Raw genomic sequence first — 18,209 nt, 5'->3', positions numbered from 1 at the left:
GTGGAAGAGTGAGCGAAAGTGTCAGGCGGGATGGTGCGACGGGTTCTCGAGGCGCTGGGAATTGCGGCCGGACTGGTCTTTGTCGCCAGCCGCGGACTCATCGGTTGGTCGGGGTTCATCGCCAACGACCAAATCGACCGCTGCTCGGACCAAACCTCCGGAAGCTACATCTTCGATGATGCAGCAAGAGCTATGCCTGCGACGGCGGTCCCTACGACATCGCGCCCGCTCGGATCGGTTTCGACCCGGCACGACGATCAGCTTCCCGAGACCAGCCTGAGGCCGATCACGCCGGCCAGAATGAGAGTGATGCAGAAGAGTCGCATCGGTGAAGCGGCGTCGCCCAGTGCGACCATGCCGAGGATCGCGGTGCCGGCCGCGCCGATGCCGGTCCAGACCGCGTAGCCGGTGCCGACAGGCAGGGTGCGGAGCGACATCGACAGGAGAAAGACGCTCGACAGGCCGGTTGCGACGGTCAGCAAAGTGGGGATCAGCCGGGTAAAGCCTAGCGATGATTTCATGAAGAAGGCAAAGCCGATTTCGAGGATGCCGGCGATGCCGAGGAGCGCCCAAGCCATAGTTGTGAATCCCTTGATGGGCCGAACCTTGCGGCCGGCGAGCTTTATTCTGAGGGGAGCAGGCGCCCGCATATGTGAGCGCCCGCCTGACATCTTAGGCCTTGGCGACAGCCGCCGGTGTCGAGCGGAAGGCGATGCCGAAGCGGTTGAAGGCGTTCATCAGGCCGATCGCATAGGTGAGATCGGCAAGTTCCTTGTCGTCGAATTCGGCAGCAGCGGCGGCATAATCCGCATCGGGAATACCGGTTTCGGCGACGCGCGTGACCGTTTCCGCCCAGGCAAGGGCTGCGCGTTCGCGGGGGCTGAACAGGTTGCCGGCATCGCGCCAGACCGCGACCAATACCAGCTTGTCCACCGTCAGGCCTGATTTCAGCAGATCGCGAGAATGCATGTCGATGCAGAAGGCGCAGCCGTTGATCTCAGACACCCGGAGATAGACGAGGTTGATCAGGTCCTTCAGCAGGCCGCTTTTCTGGACGGTGACGTAGACGCCGCCAAAAGCTTTGTATCCCTCGGGAGAAACCTTTGCGTAGTCGATGCGATTGGTCATGACGATTGTTCCTTTCTGATTGAAGGACTTCATCGTCGTGCATCTTGGCCTACATCAGAAGGTCCATGAATGGTATTCTACGTTAGGCCATGATGTCGGGTGGTTACAGCAGTTTTAAAATCCGCCTTGCCAGCGTTTCGGCTGTGCGCTGAGAGTCGATATTGGTGAAGTTGAGCAGCAGGGCCGGGGCGGCTTCGCCCTCGATCATCCAGTCGGTCAGTGCTTCCGCATAGAGGCCTTCTCTGCGCATACGCGCCACGAGCTCGCGGTCCGAATGCTCGCCTAACAACCGCAGGATCAGGTGCATGCCGCCGGGCTGTGAATCGATGCGCATATGGCCGGCGAGGACGCTTTCCAGGCCCGCTGCCGTCATCTCGCGGCGCTCGGCATAGAGCCTGCGCATACGTTGGATATGCCTGGCGAAGTGACCCTCGGTGATGAAGGCGGTGACGATTGCCTGCGTCAGCTCGGGACTGCCGGCGGCCATCGCCTCGGTTATCTCTTCGAACCGCGCCACCTCGGCTTCCGGCACGACGAGATAGGCAAGCCGGAGGCTCGGAAACAGCACCTTGCTGAAGGTGCCGGCATAGAGCACGCGGCCCTCTCGATCCAGGCTCTTCAAGGCCGGCAGGGGACGGCTGACATAGCGGTATTCGCCGTCGTAATCGTCCTCGATGATCCATGCCTCGTTTCCGGCAGCCCAGTCCAGCAGCGCCTGGCGCCGCGGCAGGGAGAGCGAGACGCAGAGCGGGCTCTGGTGCGCCGGCGTCACCACCGCCGCACTGGCGCGAGGCGCCTGCCTGATGCCGTCGGAGACGACCAAACCGTCGCGATCGACCGGCACTGGAATGCTCTCGATCTGCATATGCCGGAACAGCTCCCGGGTCGGCGGATATCCGGGGTTTTCAAGCCAGACCTGATCGCCAGCCTTCAGCAAGGTGTGCACAATCAGCGCGATGGTGTGGCGATAACCTGAGGTGACGAACACCTGGGATGGCGAACAGTCGATGCCGCGCGAGACCTGCAGATAGGCGGCGATCTCGGCGCGAAGGGCCGGCAGGCCGGAAACGGCAGGGTGAACCATGTCAGCCGGCAGCATGGCCCGCACACCACGCGCGCCGAGCCGCGCCCAGATCTTGCGGGGAAAGGCATCGAGTGCGGGTAGGCCCATCTGGAACGGCAGGATCGAGTCGGGACGAAAACTCGTCGGCGCGATGCCGCTATCGGCCGGCGGGATCGGGCGCGGAGCCGGCATTTGCGGTTTGAGATCCGGCGTGACGATGGTGCCGGCCTGGCCGCGGGCCTGGATATAACCTTCGGCGGCAAGCAGGGAATAGGCGGCCTCGATGGTGCCCCGGGCGAGACCCAACTCCTTGGTCAGCGCCCGTGCCGAAGGTATCCGGTCGCCGGGCTTCAGCACACCGCTAGCGATGGCGCCGCGGAAGCGATCGTAGATCTGCCGGTAAAACGGCGTGGCCGCCGCTGGATCCAGCGGCGGGATATTGCCAGGCCTTGCGCCGGTCATGGACTGGTCAACCTCTCACATGGATGGACGGTTGATGATGCCATATCGGCCCGGTCGGCACAATCATGGCTCAGTTGCAAACTCTCTTTATGGACCTTGGGGATAGACCATAAGATTCGTAAACCATTGCCAATTCCACGCTTCAAATCGGATCGCGCTCTTTCAACGCGGCGAAGGGATTTGGACAGAACCTCGGAGTGGGTCAATGAAGACAATCCTGCATGTGAGCTGCAGCCCGCGCGGGCAGGCGGCCGAGAGCTACAGGCTCTCTCGAAAGATTATCGGCTTTCTCCTGCAGAGGGAGCCGGGGGCGACCGTCGTCGAGAGGGTGATCGGCAATGGCACGATTGCCCATGTCGACGCGGCCTATGCGATCTCCCAGGCATCGGCGGCGGATGTCTCGCGCGAGGGCTCGATGGCCCAGTCCGAGGAACTGATCCGCGAGCTGGAGGCTGCGGACTTCGTGGTTATCGGAACGCCGATGCACAATCTGACCGTCCCCTCGGCGCTGAAGGCCTGGATCGATCATGTCGTGCGGGCGCGGCGAACCTTCACGATCGGCCCGGCCGGAAAGGTCGGCACGCTACGCGACCGCCCCGTCTTCATCGCCATCGCCTCGGGCGGGCGGTTTTCCGGGGAGCGCGCCCGCCAGCCGGATTTCCTGACGCCTTATCTGAAAGCCATCCTCGCCACGATCGGGCTGCATGACCTGACCTTCTTCTCCGTGCAGGGCACAGGTGCCGGCCCCGATGCCACAGCGGAAACCAGAATCAGTACACATCGGGCGCTGGAGGAGCATTTCTCTTCGCCCTGCGCTCATCTCCAGCTTGGAATCGGATAGATGGATGCGAATGCCTGTTGGAGATAGAAGGTTCAGATGACGATGCGTTCAATCAAGTCCGTCGCGGTGTTCTGCGGCTCCAATTTCGGCGCATCGGAGGCCTTTGCCGACGGCGCCCGCGCGCTGGGCCGGGCGCTGGGGGAGACTGGGATAACCATTGTCTATGGCGGAACGGTCAAGGGCCTAATGGGCATCGTCGCCGACGCCGCCCTGGAAGCCGGCGGCAGCGTGCATGGCGTCATTACCGAAAGCCTGCATCAGCGCGGGCAATCGCATGCCGGCCTGACCAGGCATGAGATCGTCGTCACGCTACGCAGCCGCAAGGAACGCATGGTCGAGCTTTCCGATGCCTTCATCGCGCTGCCGGGCGGTATCGGCACGATCGAGGAACTGATGGAGGTCTGGACCATGAACCAGCTCTCGGAGATCGACAAACCCGTGGGGCTCCTAAACTCCGCCGGGTTCTTCGACGCCTTCCTCGGCTTCATCGACCATATGGTCGAGACGAAGTTCCTGCCGTCCGCGCACAGGCAATCGATCTCTGTCGACACGGATGCGAGCGCCCTGGTCGACAAGCTGCGCAGCTATACGCGCGTCGAGGTGCCGAAATGGCTATAGCTTCCATCCGACGATGCCGCAGGCCGGTTATTGGTGTTGTTGGGCAAACGCGATAGGTACGCCGCAGCGAGCCGCGATGCTGATGGGGCTTTAATTCCTCCACTAAACTCTGCGAGGCATGTGAGTTTTGCCGCAGCAAAAACATAAAGACTTCTATGACTCCAACAGCACGGTTTGGGCCTTTATTGGGGGAATAGAGCTCTGCCGCGAGCTGTCCTGACTTCAGATGGAGGTTCTGCAATGACCGAAATCGGTCGGCTCCTTGGTTCGGGTAAAGAGGCCGAGGTCTTCGAATATGGGGCCTTGGCGCTGAAGCTGTACAGACCAGCCGCCTCCAAGGCATCGTCATTCAGGGAAGCCGCCAACCTGTCGATCCTTGAGAGGCTCGCGCTGCCGGCGCCAAAGGTTCACGCGGTCGGTGAATTCGATGGGCGCTGGGGCGTGTTGATGGATCGCGCGCCCAGCTCCTGTTTTGCCGACCAATTCGTCTCGACGGCAGGAAGAGCGCCGCTTGAAGACATGGCCCAACTGCATCGAAGACTTCACGAAAAACCCGGCGACGGGTTGCCGTCTCTCATGGCCAGGCTTTCCGCCAGGATTCGGCGAGCCGAGAGGCTGGATGCTGCGTCCAGAAAGCGGCTTCAGGCGCAACTCGATTCGCTTCCGGATGGCGACAGGGTGTGTCACGGCGATTTTCACCCATGGAATATCCACGGCTCAGGGCAGGGGTTCATGATCGTCGACTGGCTCGACGCCTGCTGTGGTAATCCTCTGGCCGACGTCTGCCGAACATACGTGCTGTTCCACCATGCGATGCCGGACCGGGCGATGGACTATGTCGAAGCTTACGCCTCGGTCACCGGATCGGAGGTCAGCAGCATTCTGGCCTGGCTTCCCCCGATTGCCGCCGCCCGGCTGACGGAAGGCGTTGCAAACGAAAATGACGAGCTGTTGCGGTTGGCTGGCCTGAGCCCATAACCGTCGAAGTTCCAGCCAAGCGTTGGTCTCCGCTTTGCGCGAAGCGCTATTGCGGCCGGCTATCGGCCCGGCTGATCTATCCGCTGCTTCCTCGGTCCTTTGCTTCCCGCACCAGGTCCGGCATTCCATCGTGCGGACCGAGGGCATGGGTGGGATGGTCATCCCACCAATCATTATGCAGCGGTCGGCGATGAGGGTGGAGTGGATAGAAAATGCGGTTTTCGGCCTTGTGGCGCTCTCCGACGACGAGGAGATGCACTTCGGCTTGCGTGTTGTTGAGGAAACTATGGGCGATCCCGGTGCCGGCAGGAAATCCGACGGCGTCGCCGGGCTTCAGCCGATGCAGGTGGCCATCGAGCCAGACGTCGGGCGCGCCTTCGATGACATAGACGAATTCTTCCTCGGCACTCTCGGCATGCGGAAAGGATGTGCGCCGGACAGGCGGCAAGCGCTCGTGATGAATGCCCAATTTCGCCAGGCCGAAATGGCGCCCCAAAGGCGCGCCGATGCTCATCAGCTCGTCGTCATCGTCATAATGCGAGTCGTCTGGCCGTTCGATCTCGCTCCAGTGGACGACAAAGTAGGGGCGCTCCGACGTTGCCATGGCAATCCTCCTGATTTGAGAGGTTCAGATGATTGAGGACACGGACATGCTGCCGTGAATGGAAGGCGACCGCAAGGGCGAAACGGTGGCTCCAACGCAAGCATGGCTGTCCGTCGCCATTCGGCTCGGGGGAGCCCTTCGCACTAACCCTCTCTCCGTGAACGGGGCGAAGGGAGTTGCCATGCGAGGGCGGAACCTTGATCCGAGGATCCCTGCCGCGGCAGCCCCCGATCCGGACGGAAATTTCTACGAACGGCTCACTTGGCAGGCACGACGAGCGGCGCCCCTTTGCGGACGATGTAGGTTGCCAATTCCGACGCCTTGCCGTTGCCGACGTTCTTCGCCGAGTGAACGACACCCGAGGGGATGAACAGGGATTGGCCGGCGTTTAGGGTAACGGGCTTTCTGCCCTCGAGCTGATATTCCAGGGTTCCCTCGATGACGAAGGCGACTTCCTCGCCGGGATGCGAGTGATTGGGGGCGAGAACGCCTGGAGCCAAATCGACGCGCACCTGAACGACCTCGTGGCCGGGCACATCGATATCGTTCTTGATGAGATCGGTGCGCTGTATCGGCTGTTCTGCGTGTGCTGCGGCTGCGCCGCCGAGAACAAGGGCGAGCGCGATAGCCTGGATCATTTTCATGTCGTCATCCTTCCTGAATTGACCATTTCCGACCGGTTGGCCGCATCGGGATTTAAGTCGATGATTGAACCAGGGATGTGTCGGTAAACCCGCATTTTTGTAAGCCAGTGTATCTGCGGCGCGGCGGGATTGGTCTGCGTGAGATACTGTCCAAGATTGGGCCGGCATCGGTTCGGGCCAACGTTGCTTGCGACAGGGTGGGCCTGGAGCCCCCCTCTGCCCTGCCGGGCATCTCCCCCACAGGGGGGGAGATGACAAGTGGCTTGAACTGCCTGCTCGTCTACCGTTTCGCCGTGCTGGACGCTCATTGTTTGGGGAGGCCAGTGAGCCCAGCCAATCTCCCCACCTGTGGGGGAGATGGCCGGCAGGCCAGAGGGGGGCTTTGCACGGCACGCCTTACCCGACAAGCAATCCCACCGATCTCTCACGGCTTTACGCCGCCGACGACGAGCCCGCGGTCATGACACTCGCCAAGCTGGCAATGTCCGTGATGCCGCCGGAGGATTCGAAGTCGAATATTTTCTGGGTGACAAGGGCCGCGGCACCCCGGGCCCAGGAATTGTCCTCCCAGTCAGGCAAGAGGGGCGGGGCGGTTCGGAAGGTTCGGGCAGCGAGGGCTTCGCGTAGCGGCGTCAGGAAAGGGTCGCCGAGGGAGACGGCTTCGCCGCCGGCGACGATGACTTCGGGATCGGTAATGTTGACGAGATTGGCAAGGGCGGTGCCGAGGGCGCGGCCGGAATCGGCAACGAGCGCGAGGGCGGTGGCATCGCCTGATGCGAGCGCGCCCGACAATTCCGGCAGACCGAGTTCCTCGCGGCCGGTCGCCTCCCGCCAGCGCCGGAGCATCGAGATTTGGGAGTGATAGGCCATCAGACAGCCGCGCTTGCCGCATTCGCAGAGCCGGCCGTTCTCCTCGTAGAGAGTGTGGCCGAACTTGCCGGCCGCGCCATTTGCGCCGCGATAGAGCTTGCCGTCGATGACAAGCGCGCAGCTGATGCCGACGCCGATGGCGAGAACGGCCATGTTGCGATGCTGGCGGCCGAGCCCGAAGAGCTGCTGGGCGATGGCATAGGCGTTGGTGTCGTCTTCCAGCCAGACCGGCACATGGACGCGGCTGGCGACTAGCGAGGCGAGGGGGACATTGTCCCACTTGAATCGGTAGCTGCGCACGCAGGCCGTCTGTTCGTGGTTGATGACGCCGGGCATGGAGATGCCGATGCCGGCGAGCTTGGCGTCGGGCCGGCCGGCGAGCTTCACCAGTTCGGGAACCGTGCTCGCCAGCAGGTCGGCGACCTTATGCGGGTCGTGGCCGTCGAGGCTTACCCGCATGGCGGCGACGGGGTTGGTGGCAAGGTCGGTTGCGACGCACTCCACCGAATCGACCATCAGTTTGAAGCCGACGGCGAGTGCGTGCTCGTAGTTGATATCCACCGGGATCGGGCGGCGGCCGGTGAGGCCGGGCACGGTCTTCCCTTCGCTGACGATGCCTTCCTCCAAAAGGTCGGCGACGACGAAGGTGACGGCGGCGGGACTTAAACCAATCACGGTGGCGATATCGGCGCGGCTCCTCGGCCCCTCCCGCCGGAGAAGGTTGAGGATGAGGCGTCGGTTCATGGCTCTCGCCGTGGTCTGGTCGCCTTTTAACTTCACGATGCATTCCTTAATTTTGTAAATTAATTATTGCGGGCTGGTTCGATCTATGCATAAGTTTGGCCGCCGATCAACTGAGCCAAGCGGATTATACGCCTTGGACGACGGATGGATCGGCGCGTTGAATGCCTGATCGAGCGCTTCAAGGAGGAGGCCGCTTAGGCCAGGCGGTGTCGATCGATCAACTGGGAGGAATTCAATGGCATTTTCAAAATTTCCGTCAACCACCCGCAGGAGCTTCCTGAAGGGTGCGGGCATGGTGTCTGCCGCTGCGGTCACCGGTAGTTTTCCGATCCCTGCGATCGCGCAGGCCCAAGAGGTCACGATGATCTCTGCCGAAAACAATGGCGCCGCACTCGACGCGCTGAAGGCGATCGCCGCGAGCTTCAGCAAGGAAGCCGGCGTCAACGTCGTCATCAACAATATGGACCACGAGGCCCACAAGACGGCCATTCGCAACTATCTCGTCGCCGGCGCGCCTGACATTTGCTCCTGGTTTTCGGGCAACCGCATGCGCGCCTTCGTCAAGCGCGGCCTGTTTGACGACATCTCCGACCTTTTCGAGAAGGAGAAGTACAAGGACGTGCTGGGTGCCACGGCCGGCGCCGTCACCGACGGGGGCAAGCAATATGGCCTTCCCACCGGCGGCACGCTCTGGGGCATGTTCTACCGCAAGGACGTGTTCGAGCAGCATGGTCTGACCGTGCCAAAGACGGCCGAAGAATTCATGGCCTATGGCGACAAATGCAAGGCCGCGGGCATTACGCCTGTCGCGATCGGCACCAAGGAATTGTGGCCGGCGGCCGGCTGGTTCGACCAGATGAACCTGCGCATCAACGGCCTCGACAAGCATATGGCGCTGATGAACGGCGAGATGAGCTATCTCGATCCCGCGCTGACGGCGGTTTTCGACCAGTGGGAGGCGATGATTTCGAAGGGGTTCTTCACGGAAAACCACACCTCTTTCGGCTGGCAGGAGGCCGCGGCGCTGCTGGCGCAGAAGAAGGCGGGCATGATGAACCTCGGCGCTTTCCTGCGCTCGGCTTTCACCGCCGAAGATCTGCCGCAGCTCTCCTATGCGACCTTCCCGGTGCTCGACGCCAAGGTCGGCCACTACGAGGAGTTCTCGGTCAACTCGATCCACATTCCCGCCAAGGCCAAGAACAAGCAGGGCGCACGCGAATTCCTCGCCTACTTCTACAAGCCCGAGAACCTGGCGGCCTATCTGGAGCCGGCCGGCAACGTGCCGCCGCGCAGCGATCTGCCGCCGAGCAAGGATCCGCTCGTCAATATCGCCGTCGAGACGATGAAGACGGTGCAGGGCACGTCGCAATATTACGACCGCGACAGCGACCCCGACATGGCGCAGGCAGGTCTCGTCGGCTTCCAGGAGTTCATGGCCAAGCCCGACCGGCGCAAGGCCATCCTGACGCGCCTCGAAGGCACGCGCAAGCGGATCTATAAGATTTAAGGGGCGGGTCGGCCCAGTTTGTTGGCAAGCTGTGCCCTTCACTCGACGTCATCCTCGGCCTTGTGCCGAGGATCTGCTGCGCATCGACGTGGGCAGATGCTCGGGACAAGCCCGAGCATGACGAAAGAGAGGTTGGCGGGCTTTGCCAGCAGCTTGAGGCGCGCCCGCAACCTACTCTTCGCCTGGGTGGCAAAGCGCCGTACTATAATATGAGGCTCCTGATATGTTGATGTTATGGCGCCGCCAGCGTTGGTGGCTCACCCCGACTTTGCTCATCGCGCCCGCGATCGGGCTGTTCTTCACGGTCATCCTGCTGTCGGCCATCAGGAGCCTCTGGATCAGCCTGCACGACTGGGATGGCTTTGGCCCGATGGTCTGGATCGGCTTCGGCAATTACGTCGAGCTTTATAACGATCCGCAATTCTACGTGTCGCTGAAGAACAACCTGATCTGGCTGGTGATGTTCATGGCGGCACCCCCTCTCGGGCTCGCCATCGCGCTGCTGGTCAACCAGAAAATCTGCGGCATGCGCTTCCTGAAGTCGTTGTTCTTCATTCCGCTGGTGCTTGCCTCGGTGACGGTCGGCGTCGTCTTCACCTGGGTCTATACGCCGGAGTTCGGGTTGCTCGCGCTGATCTTCCGGGCATTCGGAGCGACGGCGCCGGCGGTTCTCTCCGACGAGCATTTCGTCACTTTCGCGATCGTGATTGCCGCGCTCTGGCCGCAGATCACCTTCTGCATGGTGCTCTATCTCGCCGGCCTCAACAATTTGAGCGAAGAGCTGATCGGGGCAGGGCGCGTCGATGGGGCGAGGGGCTTGAACATGTTGTGGCACATCGTGCTGCCGCAGCTGACCCAGGTCACCTTCATCGCCATTGCCGTCACCGTTGTCGGGGCGCTCAGGTCCTTCGACATGGTGTCGGTGATGACGAACGGCGGCCCGTTCGGTTCGTCCTCGGTTCTCGCCTACCAGATGTTCGAACAGTCGATCTTCTCCTACCGCTTCGGTTACGGCGCGGCGATCGCCTCGGTGCTGTTCGTGATCATGGCCGCCTTCATCGTCTGGTACCTCAGCCGCATCATCCATACCGAAGAAAGGGGAGGCTGATGTATCCTCGTCCCATTTCCGATGCCGCCGTCTGGCAGCGCCGTCTCTACGTGCTCGCCGTCGTCATCGTCCTGCTGCTCTGGCTCTGCCCGCTGTTTGCGATCATCCTGACCTCGTTCCGCTCGACCGAGGATGTCATGGGCGGCAATCTGTGGGGATGGCCGACCGGGATCGGCGTCATCGGCAACTATACTGATGTCTTCACGCAGACGCCGATGGCTCGCTACTTCCTCAACAGCCTGACGATCACCATTCCCTCGGTGATCGGCGTGCTGGTGCTCTCCACGCTCGCCGGCTATGTGCTGTCGCGCTACCGCTTTCCCGGCAACATGCTGATCTTCGCGCTGTTCGTCGGCGGCAATTTCCTGCCGCACCAGATCATGATGATCCCGGTGCGCGACCTGATGGTCCGGCTCGACCTGATCGATACCACGGCGGCGCTGATCATCTTCCATGTGGCCTTCCAGACCGGCTTTGCGACGCTGTTCATGCGCAATTTCATCGCGGCATTACCCGATGAACTGTTCCAGGCGGCGCGCGCCGAGGGGGCCTCTCCCTTCCAGACCCTATGGCATGTTGCGATCCCGCTGGTGCGGCCGGCGCTTGCCGCACTCGCCATCCTGATCTTCACCTTCATCTGGAACGATTATTTCTGGGCCGTGGTGCTGACCGTCAGCGACTCCGTCAAACCTGTGACCGCCGGCCTTGCCAATCTTCGCGGCGAGTGGGTCTCGGCCTGGAACCTGATTTCCGCCGGCACCATCGTCGTCGCCGTGCCGCCCGTCGTCATGTTCTTCCTGATGCAGCGGCACTTCATCGCAGGCCTGACCATGGGCGCGGTGAAGGGATGAGCGATCTCGACAACAGGTCCTTGGAAGTTCCTATTTCAACAGCAGAGAGCCAGGACGCATGACCAGTCTCGAACTCCGACAGATCAACAAGAATTACGGCGCCTATCACGCGCTGCGCGGCATCGATCTTTCCGTAGCACAAGGCGAGTTCATCGTCATGGTTGGCCCCTCCGGCTGCGGCAAGTCCACGCTTTTGAAAACGATCGCCGGCCTGGAGGAGATCTCTTCCGGCCAGATCCTGATCAATGGCCGCGACGTCAGCAAACAGGAGCCTGGGGACCGCGGCATTGCCATGGTCTTCCAATCCTACGCGCTCTATCCGCATATGACGGTGGCGGAGAATATGGGCTTCGGTTTGCGCATGGCCAAGCGCCCGAAGGCCGAGATCGAGGCGGCCGTGGCGCGCGCCGCCAAGATCCTGAGGATCACCGATCAGCTGGAAAAGCGGCCGAAGCAGCTTTCCGGCGGTCAGCGGCAACGCGTGGCGATCGGCCGGGCGATCACCCGTTCGCCCGACGTCTTCCTTTTCGACGAGCCGCTGTCGAATCTCGATGCGGCACTTCGAACCCAGATGCGCGTCGAGCTCAGCAGCCTGCACGCCGAGCTCGGCGCCACCATGGTCTATGTCACCCACGACCAGGTCGAGGCCATGACCATGGCAAGCCGGATCGTCGTCTTGAACCAGGGGGTGATCGAGCAGGTCGGCTCGCCGCTCGAACTCTACCGCAACCCAGACAATCTCTTTGTTGCGGGCTTCCTCGGCGCCCCGCGGATGAACTTCCTCGGCGTTACCGTCGACGAAGTGTCCGGCCGCAATGTCACGGTCTCCGCACCGGGCCTCGTGCCGGTGACGGTGGAACTGGCGGAGGCGACGGTGCTGGCGAAGGGCGCCAGCCTGACGCTGGGTGTAAGGCCGGAAAACATAACGATGGTCGCCGACGGGGCGCAGGGCGGAGCGATCAATGGTGCGGTCCGACTGGTCGAGCATCTCGGGCGCGAAACCATTCTCTATGTCGACGCCGGCAATCTGAGGACCATCGCCTCGGAAAGCGGCACCGGCAACATCACGGTGCAGCTGAGCTACGTCGCGCCTTTTGCCGCCGACCAGAACGTGGCGCTGAAGCTCGATGCCAACGAACTCTATCTCTTCTCACCCGATGGCGGACGCACGATCAGCGCCCGCAAGACGACCCTCGACAGATAATCACAGGAAACATCACCTTGTCCGACAAGACCCTCTCCGTATGGAACCCCGTCAACACCGACCGCTTCCTCGTCGGCGCCCCGCATTATCCCGAGCACGTCGATGAAAGCTACTGGGAGCGCGATGCCGAGCGCATGGCGAAGGCCGGCTTCAACGTGGTCAGAATGGCCGAATTCGCCTGGCATATTCTCGAGCCGAAGCTCGGCACCTACGATTTCGACCTGTTCGACCGCGCTATCGCCATGCTCGGGCGCTACGGCATCGACACGATCATGTGCACGCCGACGGCAACGCCGCCGCGCTGGCTGACCGTGGCGCATCCGGAGATATTAAGGGTCGACGGCAAGGGCCGGCCGATGAGCCATGGCTCGCGCCAGCATTGCGACACAGCAAGTCCGGTCTTTCGCGAACACAGCCGGCGCATCACCAAAGCGATGGCCGAGCATTATCGCGACAATCCTTTTGTCGTCGGCTGGCAGACCGACAACGAGCTGAACACCAGCATGCCGGAGAGCTTTTCGAAGGCGACGCTCACCGAATTCCAGGCGTTCCTTGCCGACAGATATGGCGAGATCGGCAAGCTCAACACGGCGTGGGGCGGCGATTTCTGGGCGACGGCCTATGACAGCTTCGACCAGGTGGTGTTGCCGATCGAGTTCGGCCCAACCTTCCCTAGCCCCGGCCATCTGCAGGATTATCACCGTTTCCTCGCCTTTTCGACGGCGCGCTTCCAGCACGACCAGGTGGAGATCCTGCGCGCCGTGAAACCCTCCTGGTTCGTCTTCCACAATCTCGGGGGCCTTAGGGATATCGATTTTCGCGGCCAGTTCACCACCGATCTCGATTTCGTCGGCTACGACATCTATCCGATGCTCTATGACGAGTTCCAGCGGCTCGGAAATCACGCCAAGGTCCAGGCGCTGCACCTCGATATCTGCCGTGGTTTTTCCGGCAACTACATCGTTCCCGAGCAGCAATCGGGCTTCGGCAGCCAGCCGGGTTTCTGCACGCTGACGCCGGAGCCGGGCGAACTGCGCCGCATGGCACTTTCCTCTGTCGCTCATGGCGCTGACGGTCTGATGTTCTTCCGCTGGCGCCCCGCGCACTTCGGCGCCGAGATCTATTGGATGGGCATCATCGACCACGACGACGTCGCCCGCCATCGCTATGACGAGGCGAAACGCTTCGCCACCGAGATGACCGCGCTAGCGCCCAGGATCCTCGGCACCTATGTGCGTATGGATGTCGGCATCGCCGGATCCGACTTCGACAATCAGGAAGCCCACAAGACCTACCCAATCGGCCTGCCGAGCCCACAGGACGATGCGATCCTGCTGCACCAATATTGCTACGACCGCGGCATTGCCTGCGGTTTCATTCATCCCGAGGACGATCTTTCCAAGCTGAAGCTGCTCTATGTGCCCCATTGGGTGATGTGGAAGGACGAATGGACTGAAAGGCTGAAATCCTTCGCCGAGCAGGGCGGCACCGTCGTCATCGGCGCGCGCACCGGCACGCGCAACGAAGACAACCACGTCATCCGCGAGACCGCGCCCGGCACCTCGCTGTCGCAGCTCACAGGCGTACGTGTCGAGGATTTCGGCCGCCTTGCCGCCCCCGGCGCCAACGGGCTCTTCGATGTGATGGAGCGTTCGGGCGGGCTTGTCATTCCGCCCAACAAGCCGGCGGAATCGCGTCGCCGCGAACGCCGCTTCAAGATCGGCAACCGCGAACTGGTCGGCGGCTATTTCTATGAAAACCTGGCGATCGCAAGCGATGTCGAGGTGGTTGCGGCCTGGTCCAACCGCTATGCCGAGGGCCAGCCGATGGCGACGTCGCGCAAGCTCGGCAAGGGGCAGGTGGTCTATGTCGGCACCTATCTCACCGAGGATCTGACGGCAGCGCTTGCCGAGCGGCTGTTTGCGCCCGTCGGCATCGAGCCGCTGATCGGCGACCTTCCCGAGGGCGTCGAGGTGACCATGCGGATGAATGATGACCGCCAGTTGCTGTTCATCCAGAACTACACCGACCAGCCGGCCGCCATCGGCGGCGTTCCCGCTGGCCGTGATCTCCTCGATGACGAAAAACCGGTTGCCGGTAGGCTCGATCTCGAAGGCTACGGCTGCGCGATCATCGAGCTCGCGGGGTGAGTTGCACTCGCCAGGCGAAAGCTTGGCGAGGGCTTGCTGCATTCTCCGTTGTCCTCGGCCTTGAGCCGAGGATCCATATCACGGCCGCTGACGGGTGCCATTGTAGATGCTCCGGTCGATCCCGAGCATGATGGAGAGGACTGCCAGCGGAAGGAGTCATTCATAGCGCAGACGCCGATCACGATCTTTCAAAGTCGGCGTTGTCCTTTCAGGTCGAGAAGCGAGTCAGGCGTAGGTCATGACTGTTCAATTACGGCATCCGGGACAGCTTCCAATCGTAGGAGCGCAAGAAGCTCACCATTTCTCGCATGGCGGCGCTGGAGTGTCTTTTGCTCGGGTAATAGAGATACCAGCTTGGCAAAAGGGGGCTCCAGTCCGTCAGAACCTCCGTCAACCGGCCGTTCGTCAGGTAAGGTGTCGCGTAGTCCTCGAAGATATGGGCCAATCCGCATCCGGCGACAGCGGCCTGCAATTCGTTGTGTGCTGAACTCACCGTCAATCGCCCCTCCGGCAAGACTTCGAGGGCGTCTCCGCCCTTTTCAAATTTCCAGGATACCAGCGTGCCGCCGGGAAATCGTCGTCGAATGCAGTTGTGGCCGGCGAGATCATTGGGGGTCAGAGGCAGGCCATGTTTTGCAATATAGTCCGGCGACGCCACGATCGCGTATCGAAGCGATGGCCCCAGCGGTACTGCGATCATATCTTGTGCCAGTTGCTTTCCGAACCGAACGCCCGCGTCAAAGCCTTGCTCGACGATGTCGATGACCGCTGCATCGCTGATGAGCTCGACCTTGATGTCGGGGTATGTGTCCATAAAGGTGAACATTGCCGGGCAGAGCAGGTGATCGATTGCGGGGCCTGGCGCATTGATGCGAAGGGTGCCGGACGGGTTTTCCTTTAACTGGTTAAGGTCATCGACTGCGAGACGGATGTCCGTCAAAGCTGGACCGAGGCGCTGCAGGAGGCGCTGTCCCGCCTCCGTCGGCGAAACGCTTCTTGTTGTCCTGTTGAGCAGGCGGATGCCGAGCGCCTCTTCCAAAGCGTTGATTGTCTGGCTGAGTGCCGATGATGAAACGCCTCGCTCCAGGGCGGCGGCCCTGAATCCGCCGCACCTGACGATCGCCGCAAAAACATCCAGGCTATCCAAGCGAAACTGATCCATTGCGAAGCTTACCTTATCAAGCTGCGTAGATTTGCTCGTCTTATCAGCGCAGTGATTTGAGGTCATCTAAATACCTCACCCGCACATGCGGATTGTCGACTGAAAGGAAAAGCAATGGATCGACTCACATTGAACCGGCGAACGGTCATGGTTTCAGCGGTTGCTGGAACGGCCGCTCTGCTGCTCGGAGGTTCAGCCGGATCAGGCAATGCGCAGGTGCAGAGCCCGGACGCCCGTAATGTTGGATATTATCGATTTCGGGTCGGGCAGATCAAAGCGACAGTTTTGAGCGATGGCGTGATCGGCGGCCCACCGACGGTCTATGCCAACGATGCTCCGGAGGCTGAGCTGCAGGAGGTCCTTCGTCGCGCTTTCCTTCCTACCGATCACATGACCCTTCAACTCAACACGCTGCTGCTGGAGGTCGGCGACAGGCTGATATTGCTTGAGGCGGGAGCCGGGGCCACGATGGGACCGAATGCGGGGCGTGTGTTCGACAATCTCGCCGCCATCGGTCTCGATGCAGGCGATATCGATACGATCGTGGTGTCCCACACGCATCCTGATCACGTCGGCAATCTCAGCACTTCCGAAGGCAAAAAAGCGTTTCCCAATGCCACCGTCTACGCACCCCGGGCAGACTGGGATTTTTTTGTGCGCAACGATCCCGATCTCTCCTACATGCCGGTATCAAGGGACTTTCGTGACCGGTTTGCAGCAGCGATCAAACGGAGTGTCGAGCCGATCGCAAAGGACATCGAGCTCTACGAGGCAGGTGCGGAAATCGTGCCGGGCCTCACCACGATAGCTGCGCCCGGACATACGCCTGGCATGGCAACATTCCTGGTCCACTCAGGAAACGACCAACTGCTCCTCACTACGGACCTTGCCTATCACCCGGTCGTCAATATCGACCATCCATGGCGACCCGGACCTGACAGAGACAAGGATACCGCGCTCGCGTCGCGCCGCCGCATATTCGATATGGCCGCGACCGATAGGCTCCTCGTTCTCGGGTTTCACTACCCGTTCCCGGGGCTGGGACGAATGCTCAAGACCGACATGGGTTACGCCTGGGTCCCGGCGGGCTGGCAGTTTTGACCAGAAATCCAACTGGAGGTTTTCTCATGACCCGAACGACAATCGGTCGGCGGCGCTTTCTGGGGGCGATGGGGCTGACTGCCGCGAGCGCAGCGATCGCAGCAGAAACAAAGGCACAAGACACGACAGGCGATGCGCCGCTCCCATCGACGCCGGCAACGGAGCCCGTCCTGACGCGCACGGTGCCGAAAACCGGAGAGCGGCTCACAGCCCTCGGACTTGGCACATTCCTGACATTCGACCGTCGACCGGGTGAAGCGCGCGACGACCTGCGGGAGGTGTTCAGGCGCTATGTCGCCGGTGGCGGCCGCGTCGTTGATACCTCGCCCTTGTATGGGTCTGCCGAGGTCAGCGTTGGTCAGTTCATGGCGGAGATGCCCGAGGCGTCCGAAATCTTCCTGACAAACAAAATCTGGGCGACGGGAGAATATCTGGGCGACGAGAGCCATGCGGAGGAAAGCTTTCGGCAGTCGAGGCTGCGGACATGGCGTGACACGATCAACCTGATGCAATGTCACAGTATCACAAATGCGCAGGTCGTCGTTCCGCTCCTTCGTTCATGGAAAAAGGAAGGGAAAATTCAGCACGTCGGTATCACGCATCACGAGGCTTCGGCCCAGGAGGCTCTCACGAAATTCATCGAAAGCGGTGAGGTCGACTTCGTGCAGACCAACTATTCCATCTTCGACAGGAATGCCGAAAGGCGTCTCCTGCCATCGGCCGCAGACAACGGTGTCGCCATCCTGATCAATCTGCCGCTTGAAAAGGCCAGATTGCTCAAAGTCGTCGAAGGCCAGCCGTTACCGGAGTTCGCAAGCGAGTTCGGCGCGAAAACCTGGACGCAGTTCTTTCTGAAGTGGGTCATGGCCCATCCCGCCGTAACCTGTGTCCTGTGTGGTACTTCCAACCCGGACCACATGAGTGACAATCTTCAGGCGATGCACGGCCCACTTCCCGACGAAGCGATGCGCCGACGTATGTTTACCCACATGGAAGCTATCCCAGGCTTCTCCTCCATAAGCACGATGCCATGGTATCCCGGCAAGGAGCAACTGTACTCGGGTCTGATCCGCGATGCGCAGGCGAAAGCCAGGAACCGGCTTGAAGAATGATGTCGGGGTCCCGTCGAGACGTTCCGTTCGATAGGGCTGCTTTGCGCCCTCATTCCGGCCTT

General features: G+C 61.5%; 17 protein-coding genes. 10 read left to right on the top strand and 7 right to left on the bottom strand.

What is annotated here, in order from left to right; all coding sequences use genetic code 11:
- Positions 1 to 257 precede the first annotated feature (257 nt).
- The 3 genes from GR198_RS14470 to pdxR form a co-directional block, all read right to left on the bottom strand.
- A complete protein-coding gene (locus tag GR198_RS14470; RefSeq protein WP_029870435.1) occupies positions 258 to 578 on the bottom strand; it encodes a DMT family transporter in 321 nt (106 codons plus the stop codon).
- Between the two features lie 94 nt (positions 579 to 672).
- Positions 673 to 1,128, bottom strand: coding sequence for a carboxymuconolactone decarboxylase family protein (locus tag GR198_RS14465; RefSeq protein WP_029870436.1), 456 nt, complete (start codon positions 1,126 to 1,128; stop codon positions 673 to 675).
- Positions 1,129 to 1,231: 103 nt separating this feature from the next.
- Entirely contained in the window at positions 1,232 to 2,653 is a 1,422-nt protein-coding gene (gene pdxR / locus GR198_RS14460) for a MocR-like pyridoxine biosynthesis transcription factor PdxR (protein ID WP_029870437.1), read from the bottom strand.
- A gap of 205 nt (positions 2,654 to 2,858) precedes the next feature.
- On the opposite strand from pdxR, the gene GR198_RS14455 reads away from it, so the two are divergent.
- From GR198_RS14455 to GR198_RS14445, 3 genes are all read left to right on the top strand, one after another.
- Complete coding sequence (locus tag GR198_RS14455; protein WP_029870438.1) at positions 2,859 to 3,494, top strand: FMN-dependent NADH-azoreductase; 636 nt, start codon at positions 2,859 to 2,861, stop codon at positions 3,492 to 3,494.
- Between the two features lie 36 nt (positions 3,495 to 3,530).
- Positions 3,531 to 4,112: a TIGR00730 family Rossman fold protein gene (locus GR198_RS14450; RefSeq protein WP_029870439.1), complete on the top strand. Its 582-nt coding sequence runs from the start codon at positions 3,531 to 3,533 to the stop codon at positions 4,110 to 4,112.
- A 240-nt stretch (positions 4,113 to 4,352) separates the two neighbouring features.
- Positions 4,353 to 5,090, top strand: coding sequence for a phosphotransferase family protein (locus GR198_RS14445; RefSeq protein WP_164069158.1), 738 nt, complete (start codon positions 4,353 to 4,355; stop codon positions 5,088 to 5,090).
- A 76-nt stretch (positions 5,091 to 5,166) separates the two neighbouring features.
- On the opposite strand, the gene GR198_RS14440 is transcribed toward GR198_RS14445, so the two are convergent.
- The 3 genes from GR198_RS14440 to GR198_RS14430 form a co-directional block, all read right to left on the bottom strand.
- Positions 5,167 to 5,694 carry a cupin domain-containing protein gene (locus GR198_RS14440; RefSeq protein ID WP_164069157.1) on the bottom strand — a complete coding sequence of 176 codons (528 nt, stop codon included), beginning with the start codon at positions 5,692 to 5,694 and terminating at the stop codon, positions 5,167 to 5,169.
- Positions 5,695 to 5,951: 257 nt separating this feature from the next.
- Positions 5,952 to 6,338 carry a cupin domain-containing protein gene (locus GR198_RS14435; RefSeq protein WP_029870443.1) on the bottom strand — a complete coding sequence of 129 codons (387 nt, stop codon included), beginning with the start codon at positions 6,336 to 6,338 and terminating at the stop codon, positions 5,952 to 5,954.
- A 432-nt stretch (positions 6,339 to 6,770) separates the two neighbouring features.
- Complete coding sequence (locus GR198_RS14430; RefSeq protein ID WP_164069156.1) at positions 6,771 to 7,988, bottom strand: ROK family protein; 1,218 nt, start codon at positions 7,986 to 7,988, stop codon at positions 6,771 to 6,773.
- Between the two features lie 199 nt (positions 7,989 to 8,187).
- On the opposite strand from GR198_RS14430, the gene GR198_RS14425 reads away from it, so the two are divergent.
- The 5 genes from GR198_RS14425 to GR198_RS14405 all read left to right on the top strand — a co-directional run bounded on the left by GR198_RS14425 (position 8,188) and on the right by GR198_RS14405 (position 14,772).
- Positions 8,188 to 9,459 carry an ABC transporter substrate-binding protein gene (locus tag GR198_RS14425; RefSeq protein ID WP_164022417.1) on the top strand — a complete coding sequence of 424 codons (1,272 nt, stop codon included), beginning with the start codon at positions 8,188 to 8,190 and terminating at the stop codon, positions 9,457 to 9,459.
- 223 nt (positions 9,460 to 9,682) lie between these two features.
- Positions 9,683 to 10,567, top strand: coding sequence for a carbohydrate ABC transporter permease (locus GR198_RS14420; protein ID WP_164069155.1), 885 nt, complete (start codon positions 9,683 to 9,685; stop codon positions 10,565 to 10,567).
- The gene (locus GR198_RS14415) at positions 10,567 to 11,418 is read left to right on the top strand and encodes a carbohydrate ABC transporter permease (RefSeq protein WP_164069154.1); all 852 of its coding nucleotides are present in this window, start codon (positions 10,567 to 10,569) and stop codon (positions 11,416 to 11,418) included. The genes GR198_RS14420 and GR198_RS14415 overlap by 1 nt, the downstream gene beginning before the upstream one ends.
- A gap of 58 nt (positions 11,419 to 11,476) precedes the next feature.
- A complete protein-coding gene (locus GR198_RS14410; protein ID WP_164069153.1) occupies positions 11,477 to 12,622 on the top strand; it encodes an ABC transporter ATP-binding protein in 1,146 nt (381 codons plus the stop codon).
- A 17-nt stretch (positions 12,623 to 12,639) separates the two neighbouring features.
- Complete coding sequence (locus tag GR198_RS14405) at positions 12,640 to 14,772, top strand: beta-galactosidase (RefSeq protein ID WP_164069152.1); 2,133 nt, start codon at positions 12,640 to 12,642, stop codon at positions 14,770 to 14,772.
- Positions 14,773 to 15,022: 250 nt separating this feature from the next.
- Here the strand turns inward: GR198_RS14405 and GR198_RS14400 are convergent, their stop codons facing one another.
- On the bottom strand, positions 15,023 to 16,000 hold the full coding sequence (locus GR198_RS14400; RefSeq protein WP_164069151.1) for a LysR family transcriptional regulator: 978 nt from the start codon (positions 15,998 to 16,000) through the stop codon (positions 15,023 to 15,025).
- A gap of 48 nt (positions 16,001 to 16,048) precedes the next feature.
- On the opposite strand from GR198_RS14400, the gene GR198_RS14395 reads away from it, so the two are divergent.
- Entirely contained in the window at positions 16,049 to 17,035 is a 987-nt protein-coding gene (locus tag GR198_RS14395; protein ID WP_164069150.1) for an MBL fold metallo-hydrolase, read from the top strand.
- 26 nt (positions 17,036 to 17,061) lie between these two features.
- Positions 17,062 to 18,147, top strand: coding sequence for an aldo/keto reductase (locus GR198_RS14390; RefSeq protein ID WP_164069149.1), 1,086 nt, complete (start codon positions 17,062 to 17,064; stop codon positions 18,145 to 18,147).
- Positions 18,148 to 18,209: the final 62 nt, after the last annotated feature.

Source organism: Rhizobium leguminosarum (assembly GCF_010668065.1).
In the GTDB taxonomy this organism is placed as follows: Bacteria; Pseudomonadota; Alphaproteobacteria; order Rhizobiales; family Rhizobiaceae; genus Rhizobium; species Rhizobium leguminosarum_S.
The sequence above is the reverse complement of the archived record's forward strand: the minus strand, read 5'-3'. Positions and strand labels throughout refer to the sequence as shown.

Bases quoted from the DNA above. Each gene is read 5' to 3' on its own strand.
- GR198_RS14470 (WP_029870435.1), bottom strand. From the start codon at position 578: ATGGCTTGGGCGCTCCTCGGCATCGCCGGCATCCTCGAAATCGGCTTT.
- GR198_RS14465 (WP_029870436.1), bottom strand. From the start codon at position 1,128: ATGACCAATCGCATCGACTACGCAAAGGTTTCTCCCGAGGGATACAAA.
- pdxR (WP_029870437.1), bottom strand. From the start codon at position 2,653: ATGACCGGCGCAAGGCCTGGCAATATCCCGCCGCTGGATCCAGCGGCG.
- GR198_RS14455 (WP_029870438.1), top strand. From the start codon at position 2,859: ATGAAGACAATCCTGCATGTGAGCTGCAGCCCGCGCGGGCAGGCGGCC.
- GR198_RS14450 (WP_029870439.1), top strand. From the start codon at position 3,531: ATGACGATGCGTTCAATCAAGTCCGTCGCGGTGTTCTGCGGCTCCAAT.
- GR198_RS14445 (WP_164069158.1), top strand. From the start codon at position 4,353: ATGACCGAAATCGGTCGGCTCCTTGGTTCGGGTAAAGAGGCCGAGGTC.
- GR198_RS14440 (WP_164069157.1), bottom strand. From the start codon at position 5,694: ATGGCAACGTCGGAGCGCCCCTACTTTGTCGTCCACTGGAGCGAGATC.
- GR198_RS14435 (WP_029870443.1), bottom strand. From the start codon at position 6,338: ATGAAAATGATCCAGGCTATCGCGCTCGCCCTTGTTCTCGGCGGCGCA.
- GR198_RS14425 (WP_164022417.1), top strand. From the start codon at position 8,188: ATGGCATTTTCAAAATTTCCGTCAACCACCCGCAGGAGCTTCCTGAAG.
- GR198_RS14420 (WP_164069155.1), top strand. From the start codon at position 9,683: ATGTTGATGTTATGGCGCCGCCAGCGTTGGTGGCTCACCCCGACTTTG.
- GR198_RS14415 (WP_164069154.1), top strand. From the start codon at position 10,567: ATGTATCCTCGTCCCATTTCCGATGCCGCCGTCTGGCAGCGCCGTCTC.
- GR198_RS14410 (WP_164069153.1), top strand. From the start codon at position 11,477: ATGACCAGTCTCGAACTCCGACAGATCAACAAGAATTACGGCGCCTAT.
- GR198_RS14400 (WP_164069151.1), bottom strand. From the start codon at position 16,000: ATGACCTCAAATCACTGCGCTGATAAGACGAGCAAATCTACGCAGCTT.
- GR198_RS14395 (WP_164069150.1), top strand. From the start codon at position 16,049: ATGGATCGACTCACATTGAACCGGCGAACGGTCATGGTTTCAGCGGTT.
- GR198_RS14390 (WP_164069149.1), top strand. From the start codon at position 17,062: ATGACCCGAACGACAATCGGTCGGCGGCGCTTTCTGGGGGCGATGGGG.